This window comes from Nonomuraea cavernae (assembly GCF_040655715.1).
GTDB lineage: Bacteria > Actinomycetota > Actinomycetes > Streptosporangiales > Streptosporangiaceae > Nonomuraea > Nonomuraea cavernae_A.
On the sequence record NZ_JBFAKL010000012.1, the window covers coordinates 138,027 to 159,595 of the forward strand.

Here is a 21,569-nt window from a genome sequence, read left to right on the forward strand (position 1 = left end):
TCGTTCCGGCTCGCCGTAGGTTCTGGAGAGAGTACCTAGGGAAAGGCTGTCCAACCGTGTTCGACCCGAAGGATCTCTACAAGCTCGCAGACGACGTGCCCGAGCCGGCCGATCCGGTGCTCATCTACCACTTCGACGGTTTCGTCGACGCTGGCGGTGCCGGACGCCTCGCGCTGGGCCACCTGCTGGCAGAGCTGGAGCACCGGGTCGTGGCGACATTCGATGTCGACCGCCTGCTCGACTACCGCTCACGCCGCCCCATCATGACCTTCGACACCGACCGCTGGGTCGAGATCGAGACCCCCGCCCTGACCGTGCACACCCTGCGCGACACCACCGGCACGCCTTTCCTCGTCATGACCGGTCCCGAGCCCGACCGGGAGTGGGAGCTGTTCACCAAGGCGGTCGGCACCCTGCTCGACGAGTTGGGGGTCAGCAAGATCGTCACGCTGCACGGCGTGCCGATGGCCGTGCCCCACACCCGCCCGCTCGGCATCACCATGCACGCCAGCCGTCCCGAGCTGATCAACTCGCAGACCAGCTCGTTCGGGAGGGTCCAGGTGCCCGGCAGCGTGGCCGGCCTGCTTGAGTTCCGGCTGGGGGCCGAGGGCCACGACGCGGTGGGCTACGCGGTGCACGTGCCGCACTACCTGTCTCAGGCCGAGTATCCCCATGCCGCCGTCACCGCACTGGAGGCGGTCACCCGGGGCACCGGCCTGGTCTTCCCCATGGACGAGCTGCGCGAGGCGGCCCGGCGTACGACGACGGAGATCGAGGAGCAGATCCAGGCGTCCACCGAGCTGTCGACCGCGATCAAGGGCCTGGAGCAGCAGTACGACGCGTTCGCCGGCGGCTCCGAGCGCGAGAGCCTGATCGCCGAGCCCAACCAGATGCCCACCGGCGATGAGCTGGCGGCGCAGTTCGAGCGCTTTCTGGCCGAGCGTGATGACGAGTGAGCGGCGCGCTAGCCTGACCGGATGAGCGAGATCGACGTCGGCCTGGTCGGCTACGGCACCGCGGGAGCCTGCTTCCACGCTCCGCTGATCGAGGCGACCGCGGGGCTGCGGCTGGCGGCCGTGGTGACCCGCGATCCGGCGCGGGCGGCCGAGGTCGCCGGCAGGTACGCCGCCGTGGCGGTGCCCGACGTGGAGTTGCTCTGGGACCGGTGCGACCTGGTGGTCGTCGCGTCGCCCAACCGCACCCACGTGCCGGTGGCGACCGAGGCGCTCACCCGGGGCAAGCCGGTCGTGGTCGACAAGCCGCTCGCGGGCAGCGCCGAGGAGGCCCGCTCGCTGGTCGCCCTCGCCGGCGAGCGGGGGCTCATGCTGACCGTGTTCCAGAACCGCCGCTGGGACGGCGACTACCTGACCGTGCGCGAGCTGGTGGACGGCGGGGCGCTGGGTGAGGTGCTGCGGTTCGAGTCACGGTTCGAGCGCTGGCGGCCGGTGCCCAAGGGCGGCTGGCGGGAGTCCGGAGGCGCCGAGGAGATCGGTGGCCTGCTCTACGACCTGGGCAGCCATCTCGTCGACCAGGCGATCCAGCTGTTCGGCCCGGTCCGCGAGGTCTACGCCGAGACCGACGTCCGGCGTGCGGGCGTCGCCTCCGACGACGACACGTTCCTGGCGCTCACCCATGTCGGCGGTGTCCGCTCCCACCTGTGGGCCGGCGCGATGGCCGCGCGTCCCGGGCCCCGGTTCCGGGTGCTGGGCTCGGCCGCCGGCTACCTGAAGCACGGTCTCGACGTGCAGGAGGGGCGGCTGCGGGCCGGGCTCTCGCCCGCCGCGCCGGGGTTCGGCGAGGAGGACGAGGACCTGTGGGGCACGCTCGGCGCCGCCGAGCAGGCCGTCTCGGTCCCCACTCTGCCCGGCCGCTATCTCGACTTCTACCGGGGCGTGGTGGCCTGCCTGCGCGAGGGGGCGGCGCCGCCGGTCGACCCGTGCGGCGTCGTCGACGCGCTGGCCGTTCTCGACGCGGCCCGCGTCTCGGCCGTCCAGCGCATCGTGACGCACCTGGGCTGAGGCGCGCACGGGGCGGTGCCCACCCGGCCGGCCCGGCGGCCGGGAGCGCACCTACCGGGCGTGCCGCGCGGGTGGGCGCGCGGTCGCCGGGATCAGTCGCGCAGGCGGGAGCGCACCGCGTCGGTGTCGTCGCCGGTCCAGCCGTGCAGTTCCAGCCAGCCGCGCGGCCCGCCGAAGCGGTCGTCGAGCACGGCCAGGAACTGCTCGATGTACCTCGGTCTCGGCATGTGGTCGTCGGCCGGCCGTGAGTCGAGGTCGTCACGGTAGGTGGTGCTGCTCCGCAGCCGGCGCAGCACCAGCTCCAGTCGCTCTCCGGTGGCCGCGTAGTCCTCGACGATCGCCTGCCTGGTGGCGCCCGCGACCTCCAGCGCGAGCGCCGACAGCACGCCGGTGCGGTCCTTGCCGGCCGCGCAGTGGACCACGGCCGCTCCGTCGCTGAGCGCCATCGCGCGCAGCGCCGCGACGACCGCGTCGGGCCGGTCACGCAGATAGCCGTAGTAGAAGCCGGTCATCCGCAGGTCCTCGTCCAGCCGGCGCTCCTGCCAGGGCAGCACCCGGTCGAGGTCGACGGTGTCGGCCTCGACGTCGGTGTGCCTGCCTCCCTCGGCGAACAGTGTCAGATGGTGGTGGGTCACCTCGGGGACGCGGGCCAGCGGGCCGGGACCTTCGAGGCTGACCTCGGCGGTGGAGCGAAGGTCGACGACGTGGCGCAGCTTGAGCTCGCTGACCAGCCGTGACACATCGCCATGCGTGAGCCCCTGGAGATTGTCCGCGCGAAAAATCCGGCCGTAACGGGTGGCTCCACCATCAGTGGTGGGCAACCCTCCCAGGTCACGGACGTTGACGGCGCCTTCCAGGTCTATCCATCTCGTCATCGCATTCATCGATGCGACCCTATACGTCCCTGAAAAATGAGCGGATTCGAGGTTCATAACGCAGCATGAACCTATGGATCCGCGTGCTCTGCCCCCGCGGCTGGTGATAGATCCATCGCTGCCACCGGAGATATCGATCCAGCTGCGATCCAATCCGCAGGTGCTCCGCATGGCCCGAACCGGCTGGCGGATCGAGCCTTCGTACAATCCCGTCCTGCTCTTCGCTCTGCCCGGCTTCCTGCTGCTCATCTGGATACTGACCGACACCACGGCCACGGTCGTGGCCGCCGCCGGCATGAGCCTCATCGCGCTGATGCGCTGGCTGGCCGTCGACGCCGCCAAGCGGGCGAACAGGAGGCTCCTGCGGCTCGCCTACGAGCACGCCGCGCGCTACGTGCTGCCCGAGGACCTCGACTACCCCTGCCAGATGCTGCTGAGCCGCGCCCAGGACGCGGTCGACAGGATTTTGGCCTCCCGGGTGCACCGGGCCGGGCTGATCGACACGATCGACAACCAGGTGACGCTGCCGGAGGAGGTGTGGCAGATCGCCGAACGGCTGTCGCGGCTGTCGGCCATGCACCGTGAGCACGGCAGGTTGGTCCCGCGCGAGCTGCCGTCGGGCCTGGAGGACGCCTTCAAGCCCTACACCTCGGCGCTCGACGCCGCCTGGACGTCACTGTCGAAACGGGTCCGCCGCCTGGAGGAGTACGCCAAGCAGGTGATGCGGGCCGACCAGGTCTACCACGCCCACCAGCGGCTGGAGGCGCTGGCCGCGCGGACCCCCGACTACCAGCAGCTGATCGCCGAGACGGTGCGCGACCAGGTGGCGTACGAGCGCATCAGGGAGCTGGGCGAGCAGGCCCGGCACGTGCGCAAGTTGTTCGAGGAGAGCATCGACCAGGCCCGCCAGACGGCGGGCGAGCTGATCAGGCCCCCGTCCGCTTGAGCAGCTCCAGGGTGCGGCGCAGGCCGGCCTCGTTGCCGAGGCTGCGATAAATCTCCCTGGCCTGCTCCAGGGGGTGGACGGCGGCGCTCGGGCCGCCCGCGTCGAGGTGGGCCTCGCCGAGGTGGCGCAGGCTCAGCGCCATCCACCACCGGTCGTCCAGCTCCTCGAAGGCGTGCACGGCTCGGCGCAGCTCGCGCTCCGACTCCTCGATCCGGCCCAGCCTGGCGAGCGCCCGGCCGGCGGACAGCGCGGGTGCGGGCCACGCCCCACGAGTCACCGAGGGCCGTCAGGAGCTCCTCGGCGCGCTGTACGAAGTCGAGCTCGCGCAGCCCGTTGGCCGGGTCGCCGACCTCGCCCGCCGCGCGCGGGCAGCGCGCCTCCTCCCACAGCTCGCCGCGCTGCCGGAACATGCCGGCCGCCCGTCGGGGAACCAGTCGGCGACCTCCTGGCCGAAGCGGGCGGTGAGCGCCGACTTGCCGACGCCGCCCCGGCCGTAGACGGAGACGACGAGGGGCGGCGCCAGGTCGCTCGCCTTGCGGCGCGGGGCGAAGACGCCGCGTAACTCGGCGAGCGCCTCGGCGCGCCCGATCTTGGCGGCGCGCCCGATCTTGGCGGCGGGCGGGATCTCCCAATCGACCGATGCCGCCAGGACGCTCGCGGCCGCTGCGGCGAGCCCCGCCGCCACGGGCGCGGCCAGTGGCACCTTGCGGCGCCGAGGTCGCTGATCATCTGGCGACTGCCCCGTCAATGAACACCCCCTCCGGGGTATTCAAACGGACGGGGTACGGCTCGCGCCAGCCATACCCCGTCGTTCACCTACAGGCCGACCTACCGGCGACCTACAGGCCGACCACGTGACAGGTGGCCGTCACCGTCTTACTCGGATCGCTCTCCGAGGTGGCGGTGAGTTCGATCTTCCCGAGCCGGGCGCCGCCCGCCTCGCGCACGGCGTTGACCGTGACCGTCGCGTGCTTGCCGAAGTCGACGGTGGCCAGGGCGTTGGGCAGCCGGGCGGTCCAGCCCTTGCCCCGGGCCTCGGCCTTGAGCCGGTAGACGTCGGTGTTGAGGTAGGCGCTGACGTCCTCGGGGTGCTGCCCCTGCGCGGGGGCCGCCTTACCGGTGTTGAACAGCGGGAACGTGCAGGTGGACACGCCCTTGCCGGCGGGGACTCCGGCGGCGGGCAGCAGCCGGACGCCGCGCTTCTGCGGGCCCGCCCCGTGGAGGGAGCGGACGGCGACCGTGTAGGACAGCGTGCCGTCGCGGCCACGCTTCAGGTCGGTGACGTAGAAGTGCAGGCGGTTGGCCTCGTCGGCGTACTCGTACTCGCTGCCCGAGTCGGTGCCCGCGTGGAAGAGGGCGTCGGACAGCTGGCGGTAGTCGCCCATGGTGATGGGCACCTCGGTGCCGTCGGGCAGCACGTAGTCGGTCATCCCGATGTCCTGCGGGTTGGCGTCGACCACCCAGATGAACGGCGAGCGGTCCTGATCCTTGGTCTTGGCCAGGAGCACTCCGGAGTCGGGGGTGAAGGAGTCGGTGCCGACCCGGTCGACGACCTCGACGGTGTAGTTGTCGTAGCCGCCGCCGTCGCACAGCGGGTTGGTCGCCGTGTCGCAGGCGGGGCTCTTGTCGCCGGAGCCGAAGGCGATGTTGAGGCCCATCAGCCCGTTCGGTCCCGGCTGCACCGCCCGGGCGGTCACCCTGGCGGTCACCAGGCCCGACTCGTCGAGCGCGTCACGGGAGAGGTTCAGCACGTTGGCCTGGTCGACCATCTGCAACTTGATCTTGTTGCGCAGCATGTGCTGCGAGCCCATGGAGGAGCCGGCGGTGGGCGGGATCAGCCAGCGGCTGTGCGGGCCGCCGGGGCCGTTGAAGGTGCCGCGGCTGAGCATCTCCCAGATGCCGGAGTACGCCCTGCGCAGCGGCACGCCGTACGGGTTGTTGTAGTTGTCGGCGATGCCCATGATGTGGCTCAGCTCGTGGGCGTACACCGACATGCCGGAGCTCTCGGCCTGCACCGAGTCGACGCCGAAGCGGGCGTTGGGCCAGAAGGTGGATCCGGCCTGCCACGAGGTCCAGTCGACGTAGCGGGTGGCGGACCAGTTGGGCAGGGCGGGGTCGGGCGGGCCGAACTCGTCGGTCACGTCCTCCTTGGTAGGAAATTTCATCATGCCGAACTCCTGCCAGGTGGACGACTCGTCCTGGCCGGCGCTGACGTAGAAGATGAAGTCGAACTGCGCGGCGACCTCTTCGCCGACGGCGGCGATCCAGGCCGCGTTGCCGTCGGTGCGCAGGTTGCGGTTGCAGGTGTCGCCGCTGGGGCAGGCGTTCCGCTGATACTCCATGGCGTACTCATGGTCCTTGCCCGGCATCGTGTACGGGCCGAAGCCGGTCAGGTCCACGCCGATGCGGCCGCCGGAGTCCTCCATCCAGTACTCATGGATGGTGTGCCCCTTGTTCAGCGCGTTCGGGGTGTTGAGGAAGTCCTGGTAGAACGTGGCCACCTGGTCGCGGGGGATGTCGTGGGCCTCGGCGCTCGGGTTGCCGAAGATCGTCGAGCCCTTGGGCTGAGTGACGACGAACTCCTGGTTGGGGTAGTCGAGCAGGACGAGCGCGCCCTTGAAGGTGCGCGTCGAGCCCTTGACCGCCGGGTCGTTCCAGTTGGTGCCGGGCGGCTTCTTGTAGTCCGCCCACGTCATGTGGTCGGGGTTCTCCCAGTTCTGCGGGTCGATGGGCTTGATGTCCGCGACCGGACGGCCGCGCAGAGCCTGGGCCTCGGCGGGCTCGTCGCGCTGCCAGGGCTGGGTCTGCGGCCAGTGGTTCTGCCGCCAGGGGTGTTCGGGATCGTCTGCGGGGGGTGCTGCGGAAGCGGGTGTGGCCATCAGGCTCATCGGGATCAGCACGAGGGCTGCGAGCAGGCCTTTCAACAGCTTCTTCGGGGGGTTCTTCACCAATGGGACGGTATAGGCGATATTGACAGAGATCACCGGTCAGCTGTAGAGAAGACCCATAGCCGTATCTCCGACATTTGTTGAAATAACCAGGTGAGTTATGGCGGACCTCCAGCGAACCGTGGACGAGCTCGCGGCGCGCCTCGGCCGGCCACTGCTGCTCGAGGACCACCTGCAACGGGTCATCGCCTACAGCGAGCAGAGCGGCGCCATGGACGACATCCGCCGCGACTCGATCCTGCGCAGGCACACCACGCCGCAGGTACGCCAGTGGCTGCGCGCCGCGGGCATCGACGGCGCGGCCCTCCCGCTCCGCACCCCGGGCGCGCCGCACCTGGGCCTGCTCCCCCGCGTCTGCGTCCCGGTACGCCACGAGGCCGGGCTGCTCGGCTTCCTCTGGTTCATCGACGCCGAACCGGCCATGCCCGACGCGCGGGTCGCCGAGGCCGCGGCGGCGGCGCCCGCGCTGGCCCTGGCGCTCTACCACGAGAGCCTGGCCGTCGGCCTGGCCTCGCACCGGGAGCTGGAGGCGGTGACGGGGCTCCTGCTCGGCGAGCGCGACGCGGCCCGCCAGCTGATCGAGGCCGGCGCCTTCCCCCAGGCCCAGCCGGTGACCGTGCTCGTGGCCAGGCCGCTGGCCACCGAGCCGGACGAGGCGCTCAGACTGGCGCTGGAGCAGGGGCTGCTGGCGCTGCGGCGGCGGCTGAGCGGGCACCATCCGCTGCACCTCGTGCGCTACGACCACGCCGTGCTGCTCACCGCCGGCCCCGCCGTCTCCCCCGACGAGCTGCACGCGGCGATGTCCGTGCCGGTCACCGTGGGGATCGGGCGGCCCCGACCGGCGCTGGCCGCGGCGGCCGCGTCCTACACCGAGGCCCGGCACGCGGCCGAGGTCGCCGCCCGGGTGCCCGGCCTCGGCAGCTCGCTGGAGTGGAGCCGGCTCGGTGTCTACCGGATGCTGACCCACCTGTCGCAGCACGAGCTGCACCCCGGCCTCGAACCACTGCTCGCCGACGAGCACCATCTGCCGCTGCTGGAGACCCTGGAGACCTATCTGGACCTGGCCGGCAGCGCCGTCGCCACCTCGCGGGCGCTGCGGCTGCACCGCACCTCCCTGTATTACCGGCTACGCCGGGTGGAGGAGCTGGCACGTACGGATCTGAAGGACGGCGGCGAGCGGCTGGCCCTGCACCTCAGCCTCAAACTGGCCCGGCTGTCCGGCCGCTACCTGCCCCGCGACTCACGCCCGGCGACGCCCGCCTGACCGGGCACCGGGTCTACCTGAACTGGGCGTCCACGGCGGTGAGCAGCTCCTTGAGCTGGTCGCGCTGCTCGGCCGAGAGCACCGCGAACAGCTCCTGGCCCGCCCGTCTGCGGGCCTCGCGGGCACGTTCGTGAATCTCGCGGCCCACCGGCGTGACGACCAGCAGGGTGGAGCGCCGGTTGGCCGGATCGACCTCCCGGCGGACGAGCCCGGCCGCTTCGAGCGCGTCGACGACGGGGGTGACGGAGCGCGGCACGATCCTCAGCTCGTCGGCGAGCTGCACCATCCTGAGAGGCCGGCCCGCGTCGATGAGCACGCGCAGCGCACGAGCCTGACCGGGACTGAGGCCGAGTGGCTCCAGCCGATGCAGATAGCCATGCCGCAACCGGCGGCCGACCAGGTGCATGAGCTCGGAGAGCTCCACGTCGTCCATGGTCCAAGCCTAGTGGCGGAACAAATATGAGCTAACCTCTGTTTGAGAGAACATCTGAAAGGAGCACCTGCTTGGCCGAGGAACCACGCGCCCCGCTGCGGCGCATCGTCCGCCTCTTCCGCGCCTACCGGGGCCGCCTGGCCGTGGTGGGCTGTCTCATCCTGCTGTCGTCGCTGGTGTCGCTGGCCTCGCCGTTCCTGCTGCGCGAGGTGCTGGACGTGGCCATCCCGGCGCGCGACACCGGCCTGCTCGCGCTGCTCGCGCTGGGCATGATCCTGGTCGCGGTCATCACGAGCGTGTTCGACGTGGTCCAGACGCTGGTGTCGACCACCGTCGGCCAGCGCGTCATGCACGACCTGCGCACCGCCGTCTACGGCCACCTGCAGCGCATGTCGCTGGCGTTCTTCACCCGCACCAGGACCGGCGAGGTGCAGTCGCGCATCGCCAACGACATCGGCGGCATGCAGTCGGTCGTCACCTCCACCGCCACCTCCCTCGTCTCCAACCTCACCACCGTCATCGCCACGGTCGTCGCCATGGTCGCGCTCGACTGGCGGCTGACCGTGATCTCGCTGACGCTGCTGCCGGTCTTCGTGTGGATCAGCCGCAAGGTCGGCGCCGAGCGCAAGCGGATCACCTCCGAGCGGCAGCGGAAGCTGGCCGTGATCTCCTCCATGGTCCAGGAGTCGCTGTCGATCAGCGGCATCCTGCTCGGCCGCACGATGGGCCGCTCCCCCGAGTTGTCCCGCCGCTTCGCCGTCGCCTCCGACGAGCTCGCCGACCTCGGAGTCCGCTCCAGCATGGCCGGACGATGGCGGCAGTCGTCGATCCAGATCGTCATGGCCGCGATGCCCGCGGTGATCTACTGGGCGGTCGGCCACACCGGCGCCATCTCCATCGGCACCCTGGTGGCCTTCACCACGCTGCAGGCGAGCCTGTTCAGGCCCACGGTGTCGCTGCTGCGGCTCGGCGTCGAGGTGCAGAGCTCGCTGGCGTTGTTCGGCCGCATCTTCGAGTATCTCGACCTGCCCGTGGACATCCACCCCGGCACTCGCACCCTGACCGGCGTGCGCGGCGAGGTCCGCTACGAGAACGTCGACTTCGCCTACGGCGAGGCGCCCACGCTCACCGGCGTGGACATCACCGTCCCGGCGGGCACCAGCCTGGCGATCGTCGGCGAGACCGGGTCGGGCAAGACCACGCTCAGCTACCTGCTGCCCCGGCTGTACGACGTCACGGGCGGCCGGGTCACGATCGACGACGTCGACGTCCGCGAGCTCACCTTCGAGTCGCTGGCCCGCACGGTCGGCGTGGTCTCCCAGGAGACGTATCTCTTCCACGCCTCCATCGCCGACAACCTCCGCTTCGCCGATCCCACGGCCACCGACGAGGAGCTGGAGGCGGCCGCCCGGGCCGCCCGCATCCACGACCACATCGCCTCGCTGCCCGACGGCTACGACACGCTGGTGGGCGAGCGCGGCTACCGCTTCTCCGGCGGCGAGAAGCAGCGCCTGGCCATCGCCCGGACCATCCTGCGCAACCCGCCGGTGCTCGTCCTCGACGAGGCCACCAGCGCCCTCGACACGCAGACCGAGCGGGCCGTACAGGAGGCGCTGGACACTCTGGCGAAGGGCCGCACCACGATCACGATCGCGCACCGCCTGTCCACGATCCGCGACGCCGACCAGATCGTCGTCCTGGACCACGGCCGGGTGGTGGAGCGCGGCACCCACGACGAACTGCTGGCCCTCGACGGTCACTACGCCGCCCTGGTGAGCAGGGACCGCCCACTCGAACTGGTGTGACGCCCCCGGGCGTGCCCCTGGATGGGCAAGGAAGAGTCGTCGAAGATCCAGGGGAGACCAAATCCTAGGTTTTCGGCGGGCTCCTGGGTAAGAGGATGGGTATGACCGAACAGCCTCCGAACAAGCACGGCCTGGCCGACGAGCAGGAGATCGAGGTCGAGGAGTGGACCGACGACCTCGGCCGGGAGCATCGCATCGAGGGTGACGATCCGCGTCACGAGGACACCCTCGACGAGCGGCTGTGGCGGGAGAAGCCCGACAGGGAGAAGCCGGCGCCGCGGCCGGGACACCGTCTCACCCAGCCCGACGAGGGTCTGGCCCCCGACGAGGAGCCGGACGAGATCGGCGAGGACTGGGGCGACGACTCCGGTGACCTGTCAGCCGAGGAACGCGCGATCTACGTCGAACCCGATGAGGAGATCAGGTGAGACCCGCGAGGGCGGGCAGCAGGGCGGGCAGGTCGTCGACGATCAGGTCGGCGGCCTTCGCCTGCGGCCGTTCGGCGTGCAGATGACCCCACGGCCCTCTGCGCAGCAGCGCCGTCCGCATGCCCGCCCTGGCCGCGGGCAGCACGTCGTTGTCGAGCCGGTCGCCGACGTAGAGGATCTCGGCGGGCTCCCTGCCCGCGATCGCGGCGACCTTGGCGAAGAACTCGGCCGCGGGCTTGGACACGCCCCAGCCTTCGGAGGTGTGCACCGAGTCGACCGGAAGGTCCATGGCGACCAGCGCGTCGTAGGCCCGGACGGGCTGGTTGCCTGCGACGATCACCTGGTGACCGGCCGCGCGCAACTCGGCCAGCGCCTCGCGGACGTCGGGGTAGAGGTCGTCGGCGTCGAAGTGATTGCGCAGGCAGCCGGGCTCGTCGCGCTCCCAGGCCGCCAGCTCGGCGGTGATGTCGAGTCCGGGCCGGACCAGCTCGAACGCCTCGCGGTGGGAACGATCCAGGGCGGCCATCCCGCCGAGCGCGCCCATCAGCACGAACCTGCTCACTCCCAGGCGATCGGCCCAGCGCGACCAGATGCGCGTCTCGTCGATGAGCGTCTCGCCGACGTCGAACACCACTGCCTTGATCATCAAACCCCCCACTCGTACGTCCCCCCACTGTACGGATCCGTACGGAATCACTCGACCGGGGATCGAACCGGTCGCTTGACCATGAAGGGGAATGTTCCATGCCACGAGAGGGCGACACCAAGGATGGGCAGCTCGACGACCTGCCGGCGAGCGCCGACCAGGACGTCTGGCACGACTACACCGCCGATCTGCTGAAGGTGATCAAGCGCGGCGTGAACCGGCGGCCGGGCGAGCGGACCTCGGAGACGCCCGGCGAACCACTGCCCACCTGGTGGCCCACACCCAACTGACGCCCCCGCCGCATCCACGGCCGCCTCGCTGACAGCGAGGCGGCCGGTTTGCCGTCGGAAGGGGGTCTACTTTGCAGGCGCGCGAGTGCGATACTCAGGGTACCCATTCGAGTACGGAGGGACAGTTTCGATGGTTGTCATGGCGATCAGGCAGCACCACACCGAGCTGGTGCCGTCCAACGACAAGCGCTTGCCGGAGACCGCACGGGAGCTGTTCGACGCACTCCCCGAACTCCCCGGCTTCCGGGCCGACGTCGTCGAAGGAAATCTCATCGTGAGCCCTGTAGGCACCCCCGAACACGCAAGCTGCGCGATGCGCCTTCTCCGCGCCCTCATCCCCGTCCAGGACAGGGAGGGATGGGAAGCCTGGACCGGCAACGTGGACGTGTGCGTGGAAGGACCGCGAGAGCCCGTCGAGCCCGACTTCGTGCTCGCGCCACCCGACTGCCCCAGGTGGGGTGATCGCGAGCTGCGGTCGTCCGGGCTGATCATGGTCGCCGAGGTCGTCTCCGCCGGCAGCACCCTCAGGGACCGCGTGGAGAAGCCGCCGCTGTACGCGACCGGCGGCGTGCCGATCTATCTGCTGATCGACCTCCTCGCCGAGCCGCCGTCGGTCACGGCCTACAGCGAGCCCCGCGACGGCGCCTATCTGGCGAGCGGGACGGTGCCGGTCGGGTCGCCGCTGCGGCTGCCCAGCCCGATCGACGTCGAGCTGGACACGTCCGTCTTCAAGGTGTGAGCTTCTCCATCGCCTTGGCGATGCGCTTCTCCGAGACCGGGGTCGGGGTGCCGAGGGTCTGGGCGAAGAAACTGACCCGTAGCTCCTCGATCATCCAGCGGATCTCCACCACGTCGGGGTCGGAGCGCCGCGCGGGGGGCAGCTTGGCCAGCAGGTCGTGATAGTCGTCCTCGACCTTGTGCACGCGGTCCATCCACTCCTCATCGCGCCACGGCTCCTCGGGGAGCTTGGTGAGGCGGCGTTCGACGGCCCGGATGTAGCGCAGCAGGTCGGGCAGCCGCCGGTGACCGGTGGCGGCGACGAAACCCGGGTAGACGAGCTTGGCGAGCTGGTCGCGGACGTCGTCGGCCGAGGCGCCGGCGCGTACGGACTCCAGCCCGGCGCCGACGGTGTGCCAGACGCCGAGGATCTGCTCGACCCGGGCCAGCACATCGGCCGAGGTGGCGTGCAGCTCGGCCCGGACGTGCTGGTAGAGCCGGTCGAAGGAGACAGGGTCCCAGGCCGGGCCGCCCCGGTCGTGCATCAGCTTGTCGACCGCGGCGTCGACCACGTCGTCGAAGAGCGCCACCGCGCCGCCGTGCGGGCTGCGCGACAGGGCCAGCTTGGCCTGGTTGGACAGGCCGCCGAGCAGTGACCGGGCCGGGTTGGTGACGCCCAGCAGCAGCAGCCGGCGGGTGCCGGTCCAGTGGGAGCGGCGCTGCTCCAGCTCGGTCTCGAAGATCTTGATGGAGACCGAGTCGCCGTCGTCGACCAGGGCCGGGTAGCCCTTCATCCGGCCCTGCTCGAACACCTTGGGCAGGGTGCCGAAGCTCCACGTGTGGAGCCCCGACTGCTCCAGGTCGTCGGCCGCCGCCGAGAGCGTCTGGCGCAGCCGCGGGGCGAGCCGCCGCTTCAGCGCGTCGAGGTCCTTGTCCTCGGCGACGGTGCGGCGGCGCTCGTCGATCACCCGGTAGGTGATGCGCAGGTGGTCGGGCACCTGGTCGAGCTGCCAGGCCTCGCGCGGCACCCGGACGCCGGTCAGCCGCAGCAGCTCACGCTCCACGGCCTCCAGCAGCGGCTCGCCGCCCTGACGGGCACCCTCCAGCACCTGCTTGGCGTAGTTGGGGGCGGGCACGAAGTTGCGCCGCAGGTGCTTGGGCAGCGACCGGATCAGCGCGGTGATCAGCTCCTCGCGCAGGCCGGGGATCTGCCAGTCGAACCCGTCGGAATTGACCTGGTTGAGCACCTGGAGCGGCACGTGCACGGTCACGCCGTCGGCGTCGGCGCCGGGCTCGAACTGGTAGGTCAGCTTCATCCGCTGGCCGAGCTGCCGCCAGGCGTCGGGGTAGTCGCGGGCGCTGACGTCGGCGCCCTCGTTGACCAGCATCTCGGGTGAGTAGGTCAGCAGGTCGGGCTCGGTGACGCGGGCCTTCTTCCACCACGAGTCGAAGTGCCGGGCCGAGACGACGTCGGCGGGCACCCGCTGGTCGTAGAAGTCGTGCAGGGCCTCGTCGTCGACCATGATGTCGCGGCGGCGGGCGCGGTTCTCGAGCTCCTCGACCTCTTCGAGCAGCTTGCGGTTGGCGCGCAGGAACGTGTGGTGGCTGTCCCAGTCGCCCTCGACGAGCGCGTGCCTGATGAACAGCTCGCGCGACAGCTCGGGGTCGATGCGGCCGTAATTGACCTTGCGCCCGACCACGAGCGGCACGCCGTACAGCGTGACCTTCTCCAGCGCGATCACCGCGCCCTGGTTCTTCTCCCAGTGCGGCTCGGAGTAGGTGCGCTTGACCAGGTGCTGCGCGAGCGGCTCGACCCAGTCGGGCTCGATCTTGGCGTTGACCCGGGCCCACAGCCGCGAGGTCTCCACCAGCTCGGCCGACATCACCCACTGCGGCTGTTTCTTGGCCAGCGCCGAACCGGGGAAGACGGCGAAGCGGGCGTTGCGGGCGCCGAGGTATTCCTGGATCGGCCGGCGGCCGTCGGAGGCGCGCTGTTTGTCGACGACGTCCTTGACGCCCACGTGTGACAACAGCCCGGCCAGCAGCGAGACGTGCACGCTCCGCGGGTCGGCGACCTGGCTGCCCGGCTGGGCGCCGAGCGACTGGCGCAGCTGGCTGTAGATGTCCTGCCACTCGCGCACGCGCAGGTAGTTGAGGAACTCGGCCTTGCACAGCCTGCGGAACGCGCTGGACGACAGCTCCCGCTGCTTGTCCTGGAGGTAGTGCCAGAGGTTGACGTAGGACAGGAAGTCGGACTCGGGGTCGGCGAAGCGGCGGTGCTTGTCGTCGGCCTGCTGCTGCTTGTCGGACGGACGTTCGCGAGGGTCCTGGATCGACAGCGCGGCGGCGATCACCATGACCTCGCGCAGGCAGCCGTTCTTCTCCGCCTCCAGCACCATGCGGCCGAGGCGGGGGTCGACCGGCAGACCGGCCAGCTTGCGGCCGACCGCGGTGAGGTCGCCCTGCGCGTCGAACGCGCCGAGCTCGTGCAGCAGGCTGACGCCGTCTCTGACCTGGCGGCGGTCGGGCGGCTCGACGAACGGGAACGCCTCGATGTCGCCCAGCCCGATCGAGGTCATCTGCAGGATGACCGAGGCCAGGTTGGTGCGCAGGATCTCGGGGTCGGTGAACTCCGGCCTGGCGAGGAAGTCGTCCTCCTCGTAGAGCCGGATGCAGACGCCGTCGGAGGTGCGGCCGGAGCGGCCCTTGCGCTGGTTGGCGCTGGCCTGGGAGATGGCCTCGATGGGCAGCCGCTGCACCTTGGTGCGGTGGCTGTAGCGGGAGACGCGGGCGTAGCCGGGATCGACGACGTATTTGATGCCGGGGACGGTCAGCGACGTCTCGGCCACGTTGGTGGCCAGCACGATGCGGCGGCCGGTGTGGCGCTGGAACACGCGATGCTGCTCGGCGGCGCTCAGGCGGGCGTAGAGCGGCAGGATCTCGGTGTTGCGGAACTCGGCCTTGGCCAGGGCGTCGGCGGCGTCGCGGATCTCCCGCTCGCCGCTCAGGAAGACGAGGATGTCGCCGGGCCCCTCGGTGACCAGCTCGCGGCAGGCGTCGACGATGCCCTGCGTCTGGTCGTCATCGTCGTCGAGCGGCCGGTAGCGGACCTCGACGGGGTAGGTGCGGCCGGACACCTCGATGATCGGGGCGTCGGAGAAGTGCCGCGAGAACCGCTCGGGGTCGATGGTGGCGCTGGTGATGATGACCTTGAGGTCGGGGCGCTTCGGCAGCAGTTGCTTGAGGTAGCCGAGGATGAAGTCGATGTTGAGGCTGCGCTCGTGGGCCTCGTCGATGATCAGCGTGTCGTACTGCTCCAGCAGCCGGTCGTTCTGCAGCTCGGCGAGCAGGATGCCGTCGGTCATCAGCTTGACCAGGGTGCGGTCGCTCGCCTGGTCGGTGAAGCGCACCTTGTAGCCGACGACCTGGCCGAGGTCGGTGCCGAGCTCCTCGGCGATGCGCTCGGCGACCGTGCGGGCGGCGATGCGGCGGGGCTGGGTGTGGCCGATCAGCCCTCTGACGCCGCGCCCCAGCTCGATGCAGATCTTGGGGATCTGGGTGGTCTTGCCGGACCCGGTCTCGCCCGCGATGATCACGACCTGGTGGTCGCGGATGGCCGCGAGGATGTCGTCCTTGCGCTGGGCGACCGGCAGGTTGTCGGGGTAGCTCACCTCGGGCACGGCCTCGCGGCGGCGGGTCAGCCGCCGCTCGGCGCGCTCGACGTCGGCGAGGATCTCCGCGGCGATCTTCTCCCGGGCCTCACGGGAGCGGACGCGCCGCGCGCCGTCAAGGCGGCGCCGGAGCCGGCGCTGGTCACGGGGCATGAGCTCGGGCAGGCGTGACTGCAGCTCGCCGAGCTCAGAGTGAGAGGAGGACAACGCAGAGGTTCCCATACTGCTTTCAGGATATTTGAGCCCCGCGCGACCGGAGCCAACGACCCATGCTGCCCGATCACCACGGGCGCACGCATCCCAAATAACGCCGTGACCGTCCGCGGCGGGCCCACTCTCCCCAGAGATCGTCGTCGAGGACGGTCACGTCACCAGTGAGACTCCTGAGCAGCCGTTCCGGTTGCCATGCCGGAGCCCCTTTCCGCCCGGGGATTCGGCGGCGTGCCGTACGAGGGCGCGGGGGCCACTTCGCGGCGTCCTGTACGAGCGCGCCGGGGCTACCTCGTGGCGGCCGGGTGGGGAGCGGCGGCCATCTGGGCGGCGCCGATGATGCCCGCCTCGTTCTGCAGGAGCGCGGGGACGATCGGGGTGTCGATGTGCACGTGCGGGAGCCACTTGCCGGATTTCTTGCTGACGCCGCCGCCGACGACGATCAGCGAGGGAGAGAACAGCATCTCCACGTGCCGGAGATACTCCTCCACCCGCGCGGCCCACTTCTCCCAGCTGAGCTCGGACTCCTCGCGGGCGCGGTCGGAGGCGCGGTGCTCGGCGTCCTTGCCCTTCAGCTGAAGGTGGCCCAGCTCGGTGTTGGGCACCAGGACGCCCTCGGTGAACAGCGCGCTGCCGATGCCGGTGCCGATCGTCAGCATGAGCACGGTGCCCCGCCGGCCGCGACCCTCGCCGAAGGCCATCTCGGCCAGGCCGGCCGCGTCGGCGTCGTTCAGCACGGTGGCGCCGCCGAACAACTCGGCCGCGTCGACCCCGATCCAGGAGTGGTGGACGTTCGCGGCCGTCATGACCACCCCGTCGCGCACCACCCCGGGGAACGTCACCCCGACGGGGCCGGTCCAGGAGAAGTGGTCGACGATGCGCGCCACCACCTCGGCGACCGGACCTGGCTTGGCCGGCTGCGGGGTGGGGATGCGCAGGCGCTCCCGGGTGAGCTTGCCGGCCGCGATGTCGACGGGCGCGCCCTTGATCCCGGAACCACCGATATCAATCCCCAGAACATCCATGACAGTCCTTCTCCCCTATCGGCGGCGAATAACGCCGAGCCGGATATTTCCGGACCTCACTGAACCCGTCCCGGGCCGCCCGCGTATCTCGCGTCACAAGCGCTAACAAGGAGGCACGGATGCGGTTACGCATCATCACACTCTGCGCTGTCGGAGTCGTTCTGGGAGCGACTCTCGCCACTCCCGCACAGGCCACCCCTCGCAACAGGTTCGACGTCGTCAACCTCGTCTCGGACCTCTCGGGCAAGGCTCCCGTCACCGATCCCAAGCTGGTCAACCCCTGGGGGCTGGCCATGGGCAAGACGTTGTGGGTATCCGGCACCGGCAGCGGCAGCGCCACCGTCTATTCCGGAAACGGCAAGAAGGAGCAGACCGAGGTCAGCATCCCCGGCGGCGCCCCGACCGGCCAGGTCTTCAACCCCACCGAGGGCTTCACCGTCAAGGGCAAGCCCGCCACCTTCATCTTCGCCAGCCCGAGCGGCGCGATCACCGGCTGGAACGCCGAGGTCGATCCGAAGAACGCCGTCATCGCCGCCTTCACCCGCGGCGCCGACTACAAGGGTCTGGAGTTGGTCCGGACCGACGACGGCGACTTCCTGCTGGCCGCCGACTTCGCGAACGGCCGCATCCACGCCTTCGACTCCGACTTCAGGCGGATCCAGCTGTCACGCTCGCAGTTCAGGGACCGGGCCATCCCGTCCACCTACTCGCCGTTCAACGTGGCGGTCGTGAACGGGAACATCTGGATCGCCTACGCGCTGCGTGACGCGGCGACCGGCAAGTCCGTCGCGGGCTCCGGCAAGGGCTTCATCAGCCGCTTCGACGCGGGCGGCCGCCTGACCGGCCGGATCGCGCGTACCGGGCTCAACGCCCCATGGGCGATGACGGCCGCGCCGAAGTCCTTCGGGCGGTACGCCGGCGCGCTGCTGGTCGGCAACTTCGGCGACGGCACCATCCACGCCTTCCGCCGCGGGCGCCAACTGGGCGCGCTCACCAAGGCGGACGGCCGCAAGATCACGCTGCCCGGACTCTGGGACCTGGAGCCGGGCACCTCGGCCAACGGCGGCGAGAACGCCCTGTGGTTCTCCGCCGGCTCCGACGGCGGCAAGCACGGGGTGCTGGGCGTGATCCGGCCCGCCGGGTCGCGTTCGACCGTGACGGCGCCGACGACGTCTCCGTCGCACTCGCCCAGCCACACCAAGAAGCCCAGCTCGTCCTCGCCGTACGGCGGGTACTGACAGCCAGGGGCCGCTGACGTTTCCGGCGCGGCTGGCGCGGGCCACGCCGGAAACAGGCGGTGCACGGGCGACGGGCCCGCCCAGCCCCACGGGGCGAAGGGCCGGCACGGCGCGGGGCGAGAGTCCCGCTCAGCACGAAGCGAAGAACCTGCTCAGCCAAGCACCACGGCGAGGTCGGCGACCGTCCGGAAGTGGACGCCGGTCATGCCGAGGGCGCGCGCGGCCTCGACGTTCGCCGGCCGGTCGTCGACGAACAGGCAGCGCTCGGGCGCGGCCCCGGCCCGCTCGGCGGCTATCTCGTAGATGCGCCGGTCCGGCTTGGCCACGCCGACCCGCGCGCTGCTGACCACGTCGTCGGCGAAGTAGGTCAGCCCGAGCTGCTCCAGGTGCGCCTCCAGCGTGTCCATGGCGTTGGTGACGAGCACCACGGGCATCCGCTCCTGGGCCCTGGCCAGCAGCCGCCTGACCTCCTCATCGACCCGGAACGGCACCGCGACGAACTCCGCCACGGCCCGCCTGGCCCGCTCGTCTCCGCCGAGGGCGACCACGATCGACTCGGCCCACTCCCGCTCGGTCACCCGGCCGAGCGTGGCGGGCAGCATGAGGGCCGGATCGAAGGCGGTCTTCATCAGCGGCAGCCCGTATCTCGCCTCGATCTCGGCCTGGACGTCGTGGTCGAACTGGCGCAGCACGCCGTCGAGATCGCACAGAACAGCGTCGTAGGTCACAGCCAGCCATTGTGCCGTGCCAGCCGGGCGGCCTCGATCCGGTTGCGCGTGTGGGTCTTGCCGATGGCGGACGACAGGTGGTTGCGCACGGTGCTCTCCGACAGGTGCAGCCGTGCCGCGACGTCGGCGACGGTGGCCCCGTCGAACGCGGCCGCCAGCACGTCGCGTTCGCGCTCGGTGAGCGGGCTCGGTCCGGCGTGCAGCGCGGCGGCGGCCAGGGCCGGGTCGACGACGCGTTCCCCCGCCACGGCCCGCCTGACGGCCGCGGCCAGCTCCTCGACGGGCCCGTCCTTGACCAGGAACCCGGCGGCCCCGGCCTCCATAGCCCGCCTGAGGTAGCCGGGCCGGGCGAACGTGGTCAGCACCAGCACCACGCACTCCGGCAGCGCCGAGCGCAGCTCGGGCAGCGCGTCGAGCCCGCTGCGCCCGGGCAGCTCGATGTCGAGCAGGGCCACGTCGGGCCGGTGCGTCAGAGCGGCGGGCACGATCTCGTCGCCGGACGGCACCTGGGCGACGATCTCCAGATCGTCCTCCAGGCCGAGGAGCAGCGCGAGCGCGTCACGCATCATGCCCTGGTCCTCGGCGATCATGACCCTGATCACGGCGACTCCGTCAACTCGCGGCACCTACTCGCGGCAACTCACCCGCGGAGACTCACTCGGGGAACCCGGTCACTTCCAGAACGCCAGGTCGTGCCCGGCAGCGTAGTCGATCGGCCGGACCGCGCCGGGCGCGAGCGACAGCGTGCCCGACTCCACTCGGGGCCAGGCGGGCAGCCCCCGGCCGTTGGGGTCGCCGGTGCGGGCGAAGTTCGTCCAGTAGGAGACCATCTGCCCCGACAGCCTCCGCTGCTCGGCCGACAGCGCGGCCTTCGGCTCGGGAAAGAGGTACGGCAGGTCGCCCGCGTGGTAGGCGCCCCAGTCGAAGTCGGCCTCCAGCGGCAGGAACATCGGCGCCTTCCGGTCGGCGAACTCGTAGCCGTAGACGGGGACCCGCCGGGCCAGCAGGGTGTTCTGCTCGTGGGTCGCGCGGGCCCACATCCGGTCGGTCAGCACGGTGGCCCAGGCGACGCTCGGCGACCCGTACCGCTTCACCGGATACCTCTTGAGGATCGACGGGGCCTTGCGGCCGAACGCCTCGCGCACCAGCTTCGGATAGTCCGGCGACTCGCCACGCACGTCGTAGCTCATCCCGACGAAGATCCGGTGTTCGTCCTTGGTCGCGCCGGCCAGCACCGGCACCTGGTGGAAGCGGCCCTTCCGCAGCGCCGTGTCCGGCGCGGCCGGCAGCACGTCGTTGCCGTGGGCGTACACCTGGAAGGCGTTCATGATCTGGGGCGCGGCGAGGATCTTGCTGACGGGCAGCGCGCGCAGGCAGGCCAGGTCGGCGCAGCCGAGCTGCTCGGCGTAGTACTGTCCCATCGCGGTGACCTCGGCACCGGTCCGCCATGCGAACGACGGGTAGGCCGGCAGGCCCGGCATCATGCTGCCGGCCGGCATGTCCATCATGGTCTCGCCGCTCTGCATGATCGCCCGCTGGAACAACCCCTGGGCGCCCGGCGAGGTCAGCTGGCCGCCGATGGCCAGCGCGCCGAAGGAGACGCCGAAGACGGTCACATTGCCCGGGTCGCCGCCGAAGGCCGCCGCGTTGCGCCTGACCCAGCGCAGCGCCTCCTGCTGGTCCTGCAGGCCGTACGTGCCCGGGTCGCGCAGGCCGGGGTAGCCGAAGCCGCTGAACACCCCGAGGCGGTAGTTGACGGTGACGACCACGACGCCCTCGGCGGCCAGCCGGCGCGCGTCGGAGAAGTGCCCGGCGCCCACGGCGCCGTCGCCGTGGATCCACACCATCACCGGCCGCCGGGCGTCCGGCCCCGCCGGTCCGGGCGGGGTGGTGACGTTCAGATACAGGCAGTCCTCGTTCTCACTGCTGATGTCGGCGTAGTCGGAGCCGACCTGCGGGCACATGGGGCCGGGCCGGGTGGCGTCCTTGACGCCCCGCCAGGCGGGCGCCGGGCGCGGGGTTTCCCAACGGGCGGCGGTGCCGTAGCGGATGCCTTGGTACAGGCGATATGTTCCGGTCGTGGTGCCCCGTACCGTGCCCGCGTCGGTCCGCACGACCGCGGGGTCCCCCGCGCCCGTCCCGGCGGGCGGGCCCTCCTCGCTGGTGGCGCATCCTGTGAGTAGTACGGCTATGGCCAGCAGAATCCTCATGGACCCACGGTCGCGGACCGGCACGACCTGCCAGAAGGTCCATCGATCCAGGATCGTCCAGGACAAAAGTCCCGGCCCCCGGAGGCGTGTCGGTGCCCGGCACTACCATCTCCCCGA

General features: G+C 70.9%; 20 protein-coding genes. 9 read left to right on the plus strand and 11 right to left on the minus strand.

The features are described from left to right. Window positions 1-56 precede the first annotated feature (56 nt). Together AB0I38_RS19665 and AB0I38_RS19670 are read left to right on the plus strand one after the other, a co-directional pair. Window positions 57-956, plus strand: coding sequence for a proteasome assembly chaperone family protein (locus AB0I38_RS19665; RefSeq protein ID WP_358469534.1), 900 nt, complete (start codon window positions 57-59; stop codon window positions 954-956). A 21-nt stretch (window positions 957-977) separates the two neighbouring features. Next, window positions 978-2,018 carry a Gfo/Idh/MocA family protein gene (locus tag AB0I38_RS19670; protein WP_358469536.1) on the plus strand — a complete coding sequence of 347 codons (1,041 nt, stop codon included), beginning with the start codon at window positions 978-980 and terminating at the stop codon, window positions 2,016-2,018. A 92-nt stretch (window positions 2,019-2,110) separates the two neighbouring features. Here the strand turns inward: AB0I38_RS19670 and AB0I38_RS19675 are convergent, their stop codons facing one another. Further along, on the minus strand, window positions 2,111-2,893 hold the full coding sequence (locus AB0I38_RS19675; RefSeq protein ID WP_358469539.1) for a tyrosine-protein phosphatase: 783 nt from the start codon (window positions 2,891-2,893) through the stop codon (window positions 2,111-2,113). A gap of 169 nt (window positions 2,894-3,062) precedes the next feature. Between AB0I38_RS19675 and AB0I38_RS19680 the strand changes: the two genes are divergently transcribed. Continuing rightward, window positions 3,063-3,839 (plus strand): hypothetical protein, encoded by a 777-nt coding sequence (locus AB0I38_RS19680; protein WP_358469542.1) that lies wholly within the window; start codon window positions 3,063-3,065, stop codon window positions 3,837-3,839. On the opposite strand, the gene AB0I38_RS19685 is transcribed toward AB0I38_RS19680, so the two are convergent. From AB0I38_RS19685 to AB0I38_RS19695, 3 genes are all read right to left on the minus strand, one after another. Further along, complete coding sequence (locus AB0I38_RS19685) at window positions 3,820-4,116, minus strand: tetratricopeptide repeat protein (RefSeq protein ID WP_358469545.1); 297 nt, start codon at window positions 4,114-4,116, stop codon at window positions 3,820-3,822. The two genes, AB0I38_RS19680 and AB0I38_RS19685, sit on opposite strands and share 20 nt — an antisense overlap. Window positions 4,117-4,125: 9 nt before the next feature. Continuing rightward, window positions 4,126-4,542, minus strand: coding sequence for a hypothetical protein (locus AB0I38_RS19690; RefSeq protein WP_358469548.1), 417 nt, complete (start codon window positions 4,540-4,542; stop codon window positions 4,126-4,128). A gap of 136 nt (window positions 4,543-4,678) precedes the next feature. Beyond that, on the minus strand, window positions 4,679-6,787 hold the full coding sequence (locus AB0I38_RS19695) for a M6 family metalloprotease domain-containing protein (RefSeq protein WP_358469551.1): 2,109 nt from the start codon (window positions 6,785-6,787) through the stop codon (window positions 4,679-4,681). Between the two features lie 100 nt (window positions 6,788-6,887). On the opposite strand from AB0I38_RS19695, the gene AB0I38_RS19700 reads away from it, so the two are divergent. Then, window positions 6,888-8,051, plus strand: coding sequence for a PucR family transcriptional regulator (locus AB0I38_RS19700; RefSeq protein ID WP_358469554.1), 1,164 nt, complete (start codon window positions 6,888-6,890; stop codon window positions 8,049-8,051). A gap of 13 nt (window positions 8,052-8,064) precedes the next feature. Here the strand turns inward: AB0I38_RS19700 and AB0I38_RS19705 are convergent, their stop codons facing one another. Next, window positions 8,065-8,484 (minus strand): MarR family winged helix-turn-helix transcriptional regulator, encoded by a 420-nt coding sequence (locus AB0I38_RS19705; RefSeq protein WP_358469557.1) that lies wholly within the window; start codon window positions 8,482-8,484, stop codon window positions 8,065-8,067. Window positions 8,485-8,555: 71 nt separating this feature from the next. Between AB0I38_RS19705 and AB0I38_RS19710 the strand changes: the two genes are divergently transcribed. Continuing rightward, entirely contained in the window at window positions 8,556-10,289 is a 1,734-nt protein-coding gene (locus AB0I38_RS19710) for an ABC transporter ATP-binding protein (protein WP_358469560.1), read from the plus strand. Window positions 10,290-10,390: 101 nt separating this feature from the next. Further along, on the plus strand, window positions 10,391-10,717 hold the full coding sequence (locus tag AB0I38_RS19715; protein ID WP_358469563.1) for a DUF5709 domain-containing protein: 327 nt from the start codon (window positions 10,391-10,393) through the stop codon (window positions 10,715-10,717). Here the strand turns inward: AB0I38_RS19715 and AB0I38_RS19720 are convergent. Next, window positions 10,710-11,363 (minus strand): HAD family hydrolase, encoded by a 654-nt coding sequence (locus AB0I38_RS19720; RefSeq protein WP_358469566.1) that lies wholly within the window; start codon window positions 11,361-11,363, stop codon window positions 10,710-10,712. The genes AB0I38_RS19715 and AB0I38_RS19720 overlap by 8 nt on opposite strands. 98 nt (window positions 11,364-11,461) lie before the next feature. On the opposite strand from AB0I38_RS19720, the gene AB0I38_RS19725 reads away from it, so the two are divergent. Further along, window positions 11,462-11,653, plus strand: a complete 192-nt coding sequence (locus AB0I38_RS19725) for a hypothetical protein (RefSeq protein ID WP_358469569.1) — start codon at window positions 11,462-11,464, stop codon at window positions 11,651-11,653. A 139-nt stretch (window positions 11,654-11,792) separates the two neighbouring features. Continuing rightward, on the plus strand, window positions 11,793-12,392 hold the full coding sequence (locus AB0I38_RS19730; RefSeq protein ID WP_358469571.1) for a Uma2 family endonuclease: 600 nt from the start codon (window positions 11,793-11,795) through the stop codon (window positions 12,390-12,392). Here the strand turns inward: AB0I38_RS19730 and hrpA are convergent. Both hrpA and ppgK read right to left on the minus strand, forming a co-directional pair. Next, the gene (gene hrpA / locus AB0I38_RS19735) at window positions 12,382-16,263 is read right to left on the minus strand and encodes an ATP-dependent RNA helicase HrpA (protein WP_358469574.1); all 3,882 of its coding nucleotides are present in this window, start codon (window positions 16,261-16,263) and stop codon (window positions 12,382-12,384) included. The genes AB0I38_RS19730 and hrpA overlap by 11 nt on opposite strands. Window positions 16,264-16,538: 275 nt before the next feature. After that, complete coding sequence (gene ppgK, locus AB0I38_RS19740; RefSeq protein ID WP_358469577.1) at window positions 16,539-17,276, minus strand: polyphosphate--glucose phosphotransferase; 738 nt, start codon at window positions 17,274-17,276, stop codon at window positions 16,539-16,541. A gap of 119 nt (window positions 17,277-17,395) precedes the next feature. Between ppgK and AB0I38_RS19745 the strand changes: the two genes are divergently transcribed. Continuing rightward, entirely contained in the window at window positions 17,396-18,514 is a 1,119-nt protein-coding gene (locus AB0I38_RS19745; RefSeq protein ID WP_358469579.1) for a TIGR03118 family protein, read from the plus strand. 152 nt (window positions 18,515-18,666) lie between these two features. On the opposite strand, the gene AB0I38_RS19750 is transcribed toward AB0I38_RS19745, so the two are convergent. The 3 genes from AB0I38_RS19750 to AB0I38_RS19760 form a co-directional block, all read right to left on the minus strand. Beyond that, the gene (locus AB0I38_RS19750; protein ID WP_358469581.1) at window positions 18,667-19,242 is read right to left on the minus strand and encodes an HAD family hydrolase; all 576 of its coding nucleotides are present in this window, start codon (window positions 19,240-19,242) and stop codon (window positions 18,667-18,669) included. Beyond that, the gene (locus tag AB0I38_RS19755; RefSeq protein WP_358469584.1) at window positions 19,239-19,844 is read right to left on the minus strand and encodes a response regulator transcription factor; all 606 of its coding nucleotides are present in this window, start codon (window positions 19,842-19,844) and stop codon (window positions 19,239-19,241) included. Before AB0I38_RS19755 ends, AB0I38_RS19750 begins: the two co-directional genes overlap by 4 nt. 69 nt (window positions 19,845-19,913) lie before the next feature. Then, window positions 19,914-21,452: a carboxylesterase/lipase family protein gene (locus tag AB0I38_RS19760; protein ID WP_358469587.1), complete on the minus strand. Its 1,539-nt coding sequence runs from the start codon at window positions 21,450-21,452 to the stop codon at window positions 19,914-19,916. Window positions 21,453-21,569: the final 117 nt, after the last annotated feature.

What these genes read in the sequence shown, in the direction of transcription:
- AB0I38_RS19670 (WP_358469536.1), top strand. Translation starts at nt 978, where the DNA reads ATGAGCGAGATCGACGTCGGCCTGGTCGGCTACGGCACCGCGGGAGCC.
- AB0I38_RS19675 (WP_358469539.1), bottom strand. Translation starts at nt 2,893, where the DNA reads ATGACGAGATGGATAGACCTGGAAGGCGCCGTCAACGTCCGTGACCTG.
- AB0I38_RS19680 (WP_358469542.1), top strand. Translation starts at nt 3,063, where the DNA reads ATGGCCCGAACCGGCTGGCGGATCGAGCCTTCGTACAATCCCGTCCTG.
- AB0I38_RS19700 (WP_358469554.1), top strand. Translation starts at nt 6,888, where the DNA reads ATGGCGGACCTCCAGCGAACCGTGGACGAGCTCGCGGCGCGCCTCGGC.
- AB0I38_RS19705 (WP_358469557.1), bottom strand. Translation starts at nt 8,484, where the DNA reads ATGGACGACGTGGAGCTCTCCGAGCTCATGCACCTGGTCGGCCGCCGG.
- AB0I38_RS19715 (WP_358469563.1), top strand. Translation starts at nt 10,391, where the DNA reads ATGACCGAACAGCCTCCGAACAAGCACGGCCTGGCCGACGAGCAGGAG.
- AB0I38_RS19720 (WP_358469566.1), bottom strand. Translation starts at nt 11,363, where the DNA reads ATGATCAAGGCAGTGGTGTTCGACGTCGGCGAGACGCTCATCGACGAG.
- AB0I38_RS19725 (WP_358469569.1), top strand. Translation starts at nt 11,462, where the DNA reads ATGCCACGAGAGGGCGACACCAAGGATGGGCAGCTCGACGACCTGCCG.
- AB0I38_RS19730 (WP_358469571.1), top strand. Translation starts at nt 11,793, where the DNA reads ATGGCGATCAGGCAGCACCACACCGAGCTGGTGCCGTCCAACGACAAG.
- hrpA (WP_358469574.1), bottom strand. Translation starts at nt 16,263, where the DNA reads ATGGGAACCTCTGCGTTGTCCTCCTCTCACTCTGAGCTCGGCGAGCTG.
- ppgK (WP_358469577.1), bottom strand. Translation starts at nt 17,276, where the DNA reads ATGGATGTTCTGGGGATTGATATCGGTGGTTCCGGGATCAAGGGCGCG.
- AB0I38_RS19745 (WP_358469579.1), top strand. Translation starts at nt 17,396, where the DNA reads ATGCGGTTACGCATCATCACACTCTGCGCTGTCGGAGTCGTTCTGGGA.
- AB0I38_RS19760 (WP_358469587.1), bottom strand. Translation starts at nt 21,452, where the DNA reads ATGAGGATTCTGCTGGCCATAGCCGTACTACTCACAGGATGCGCCACC.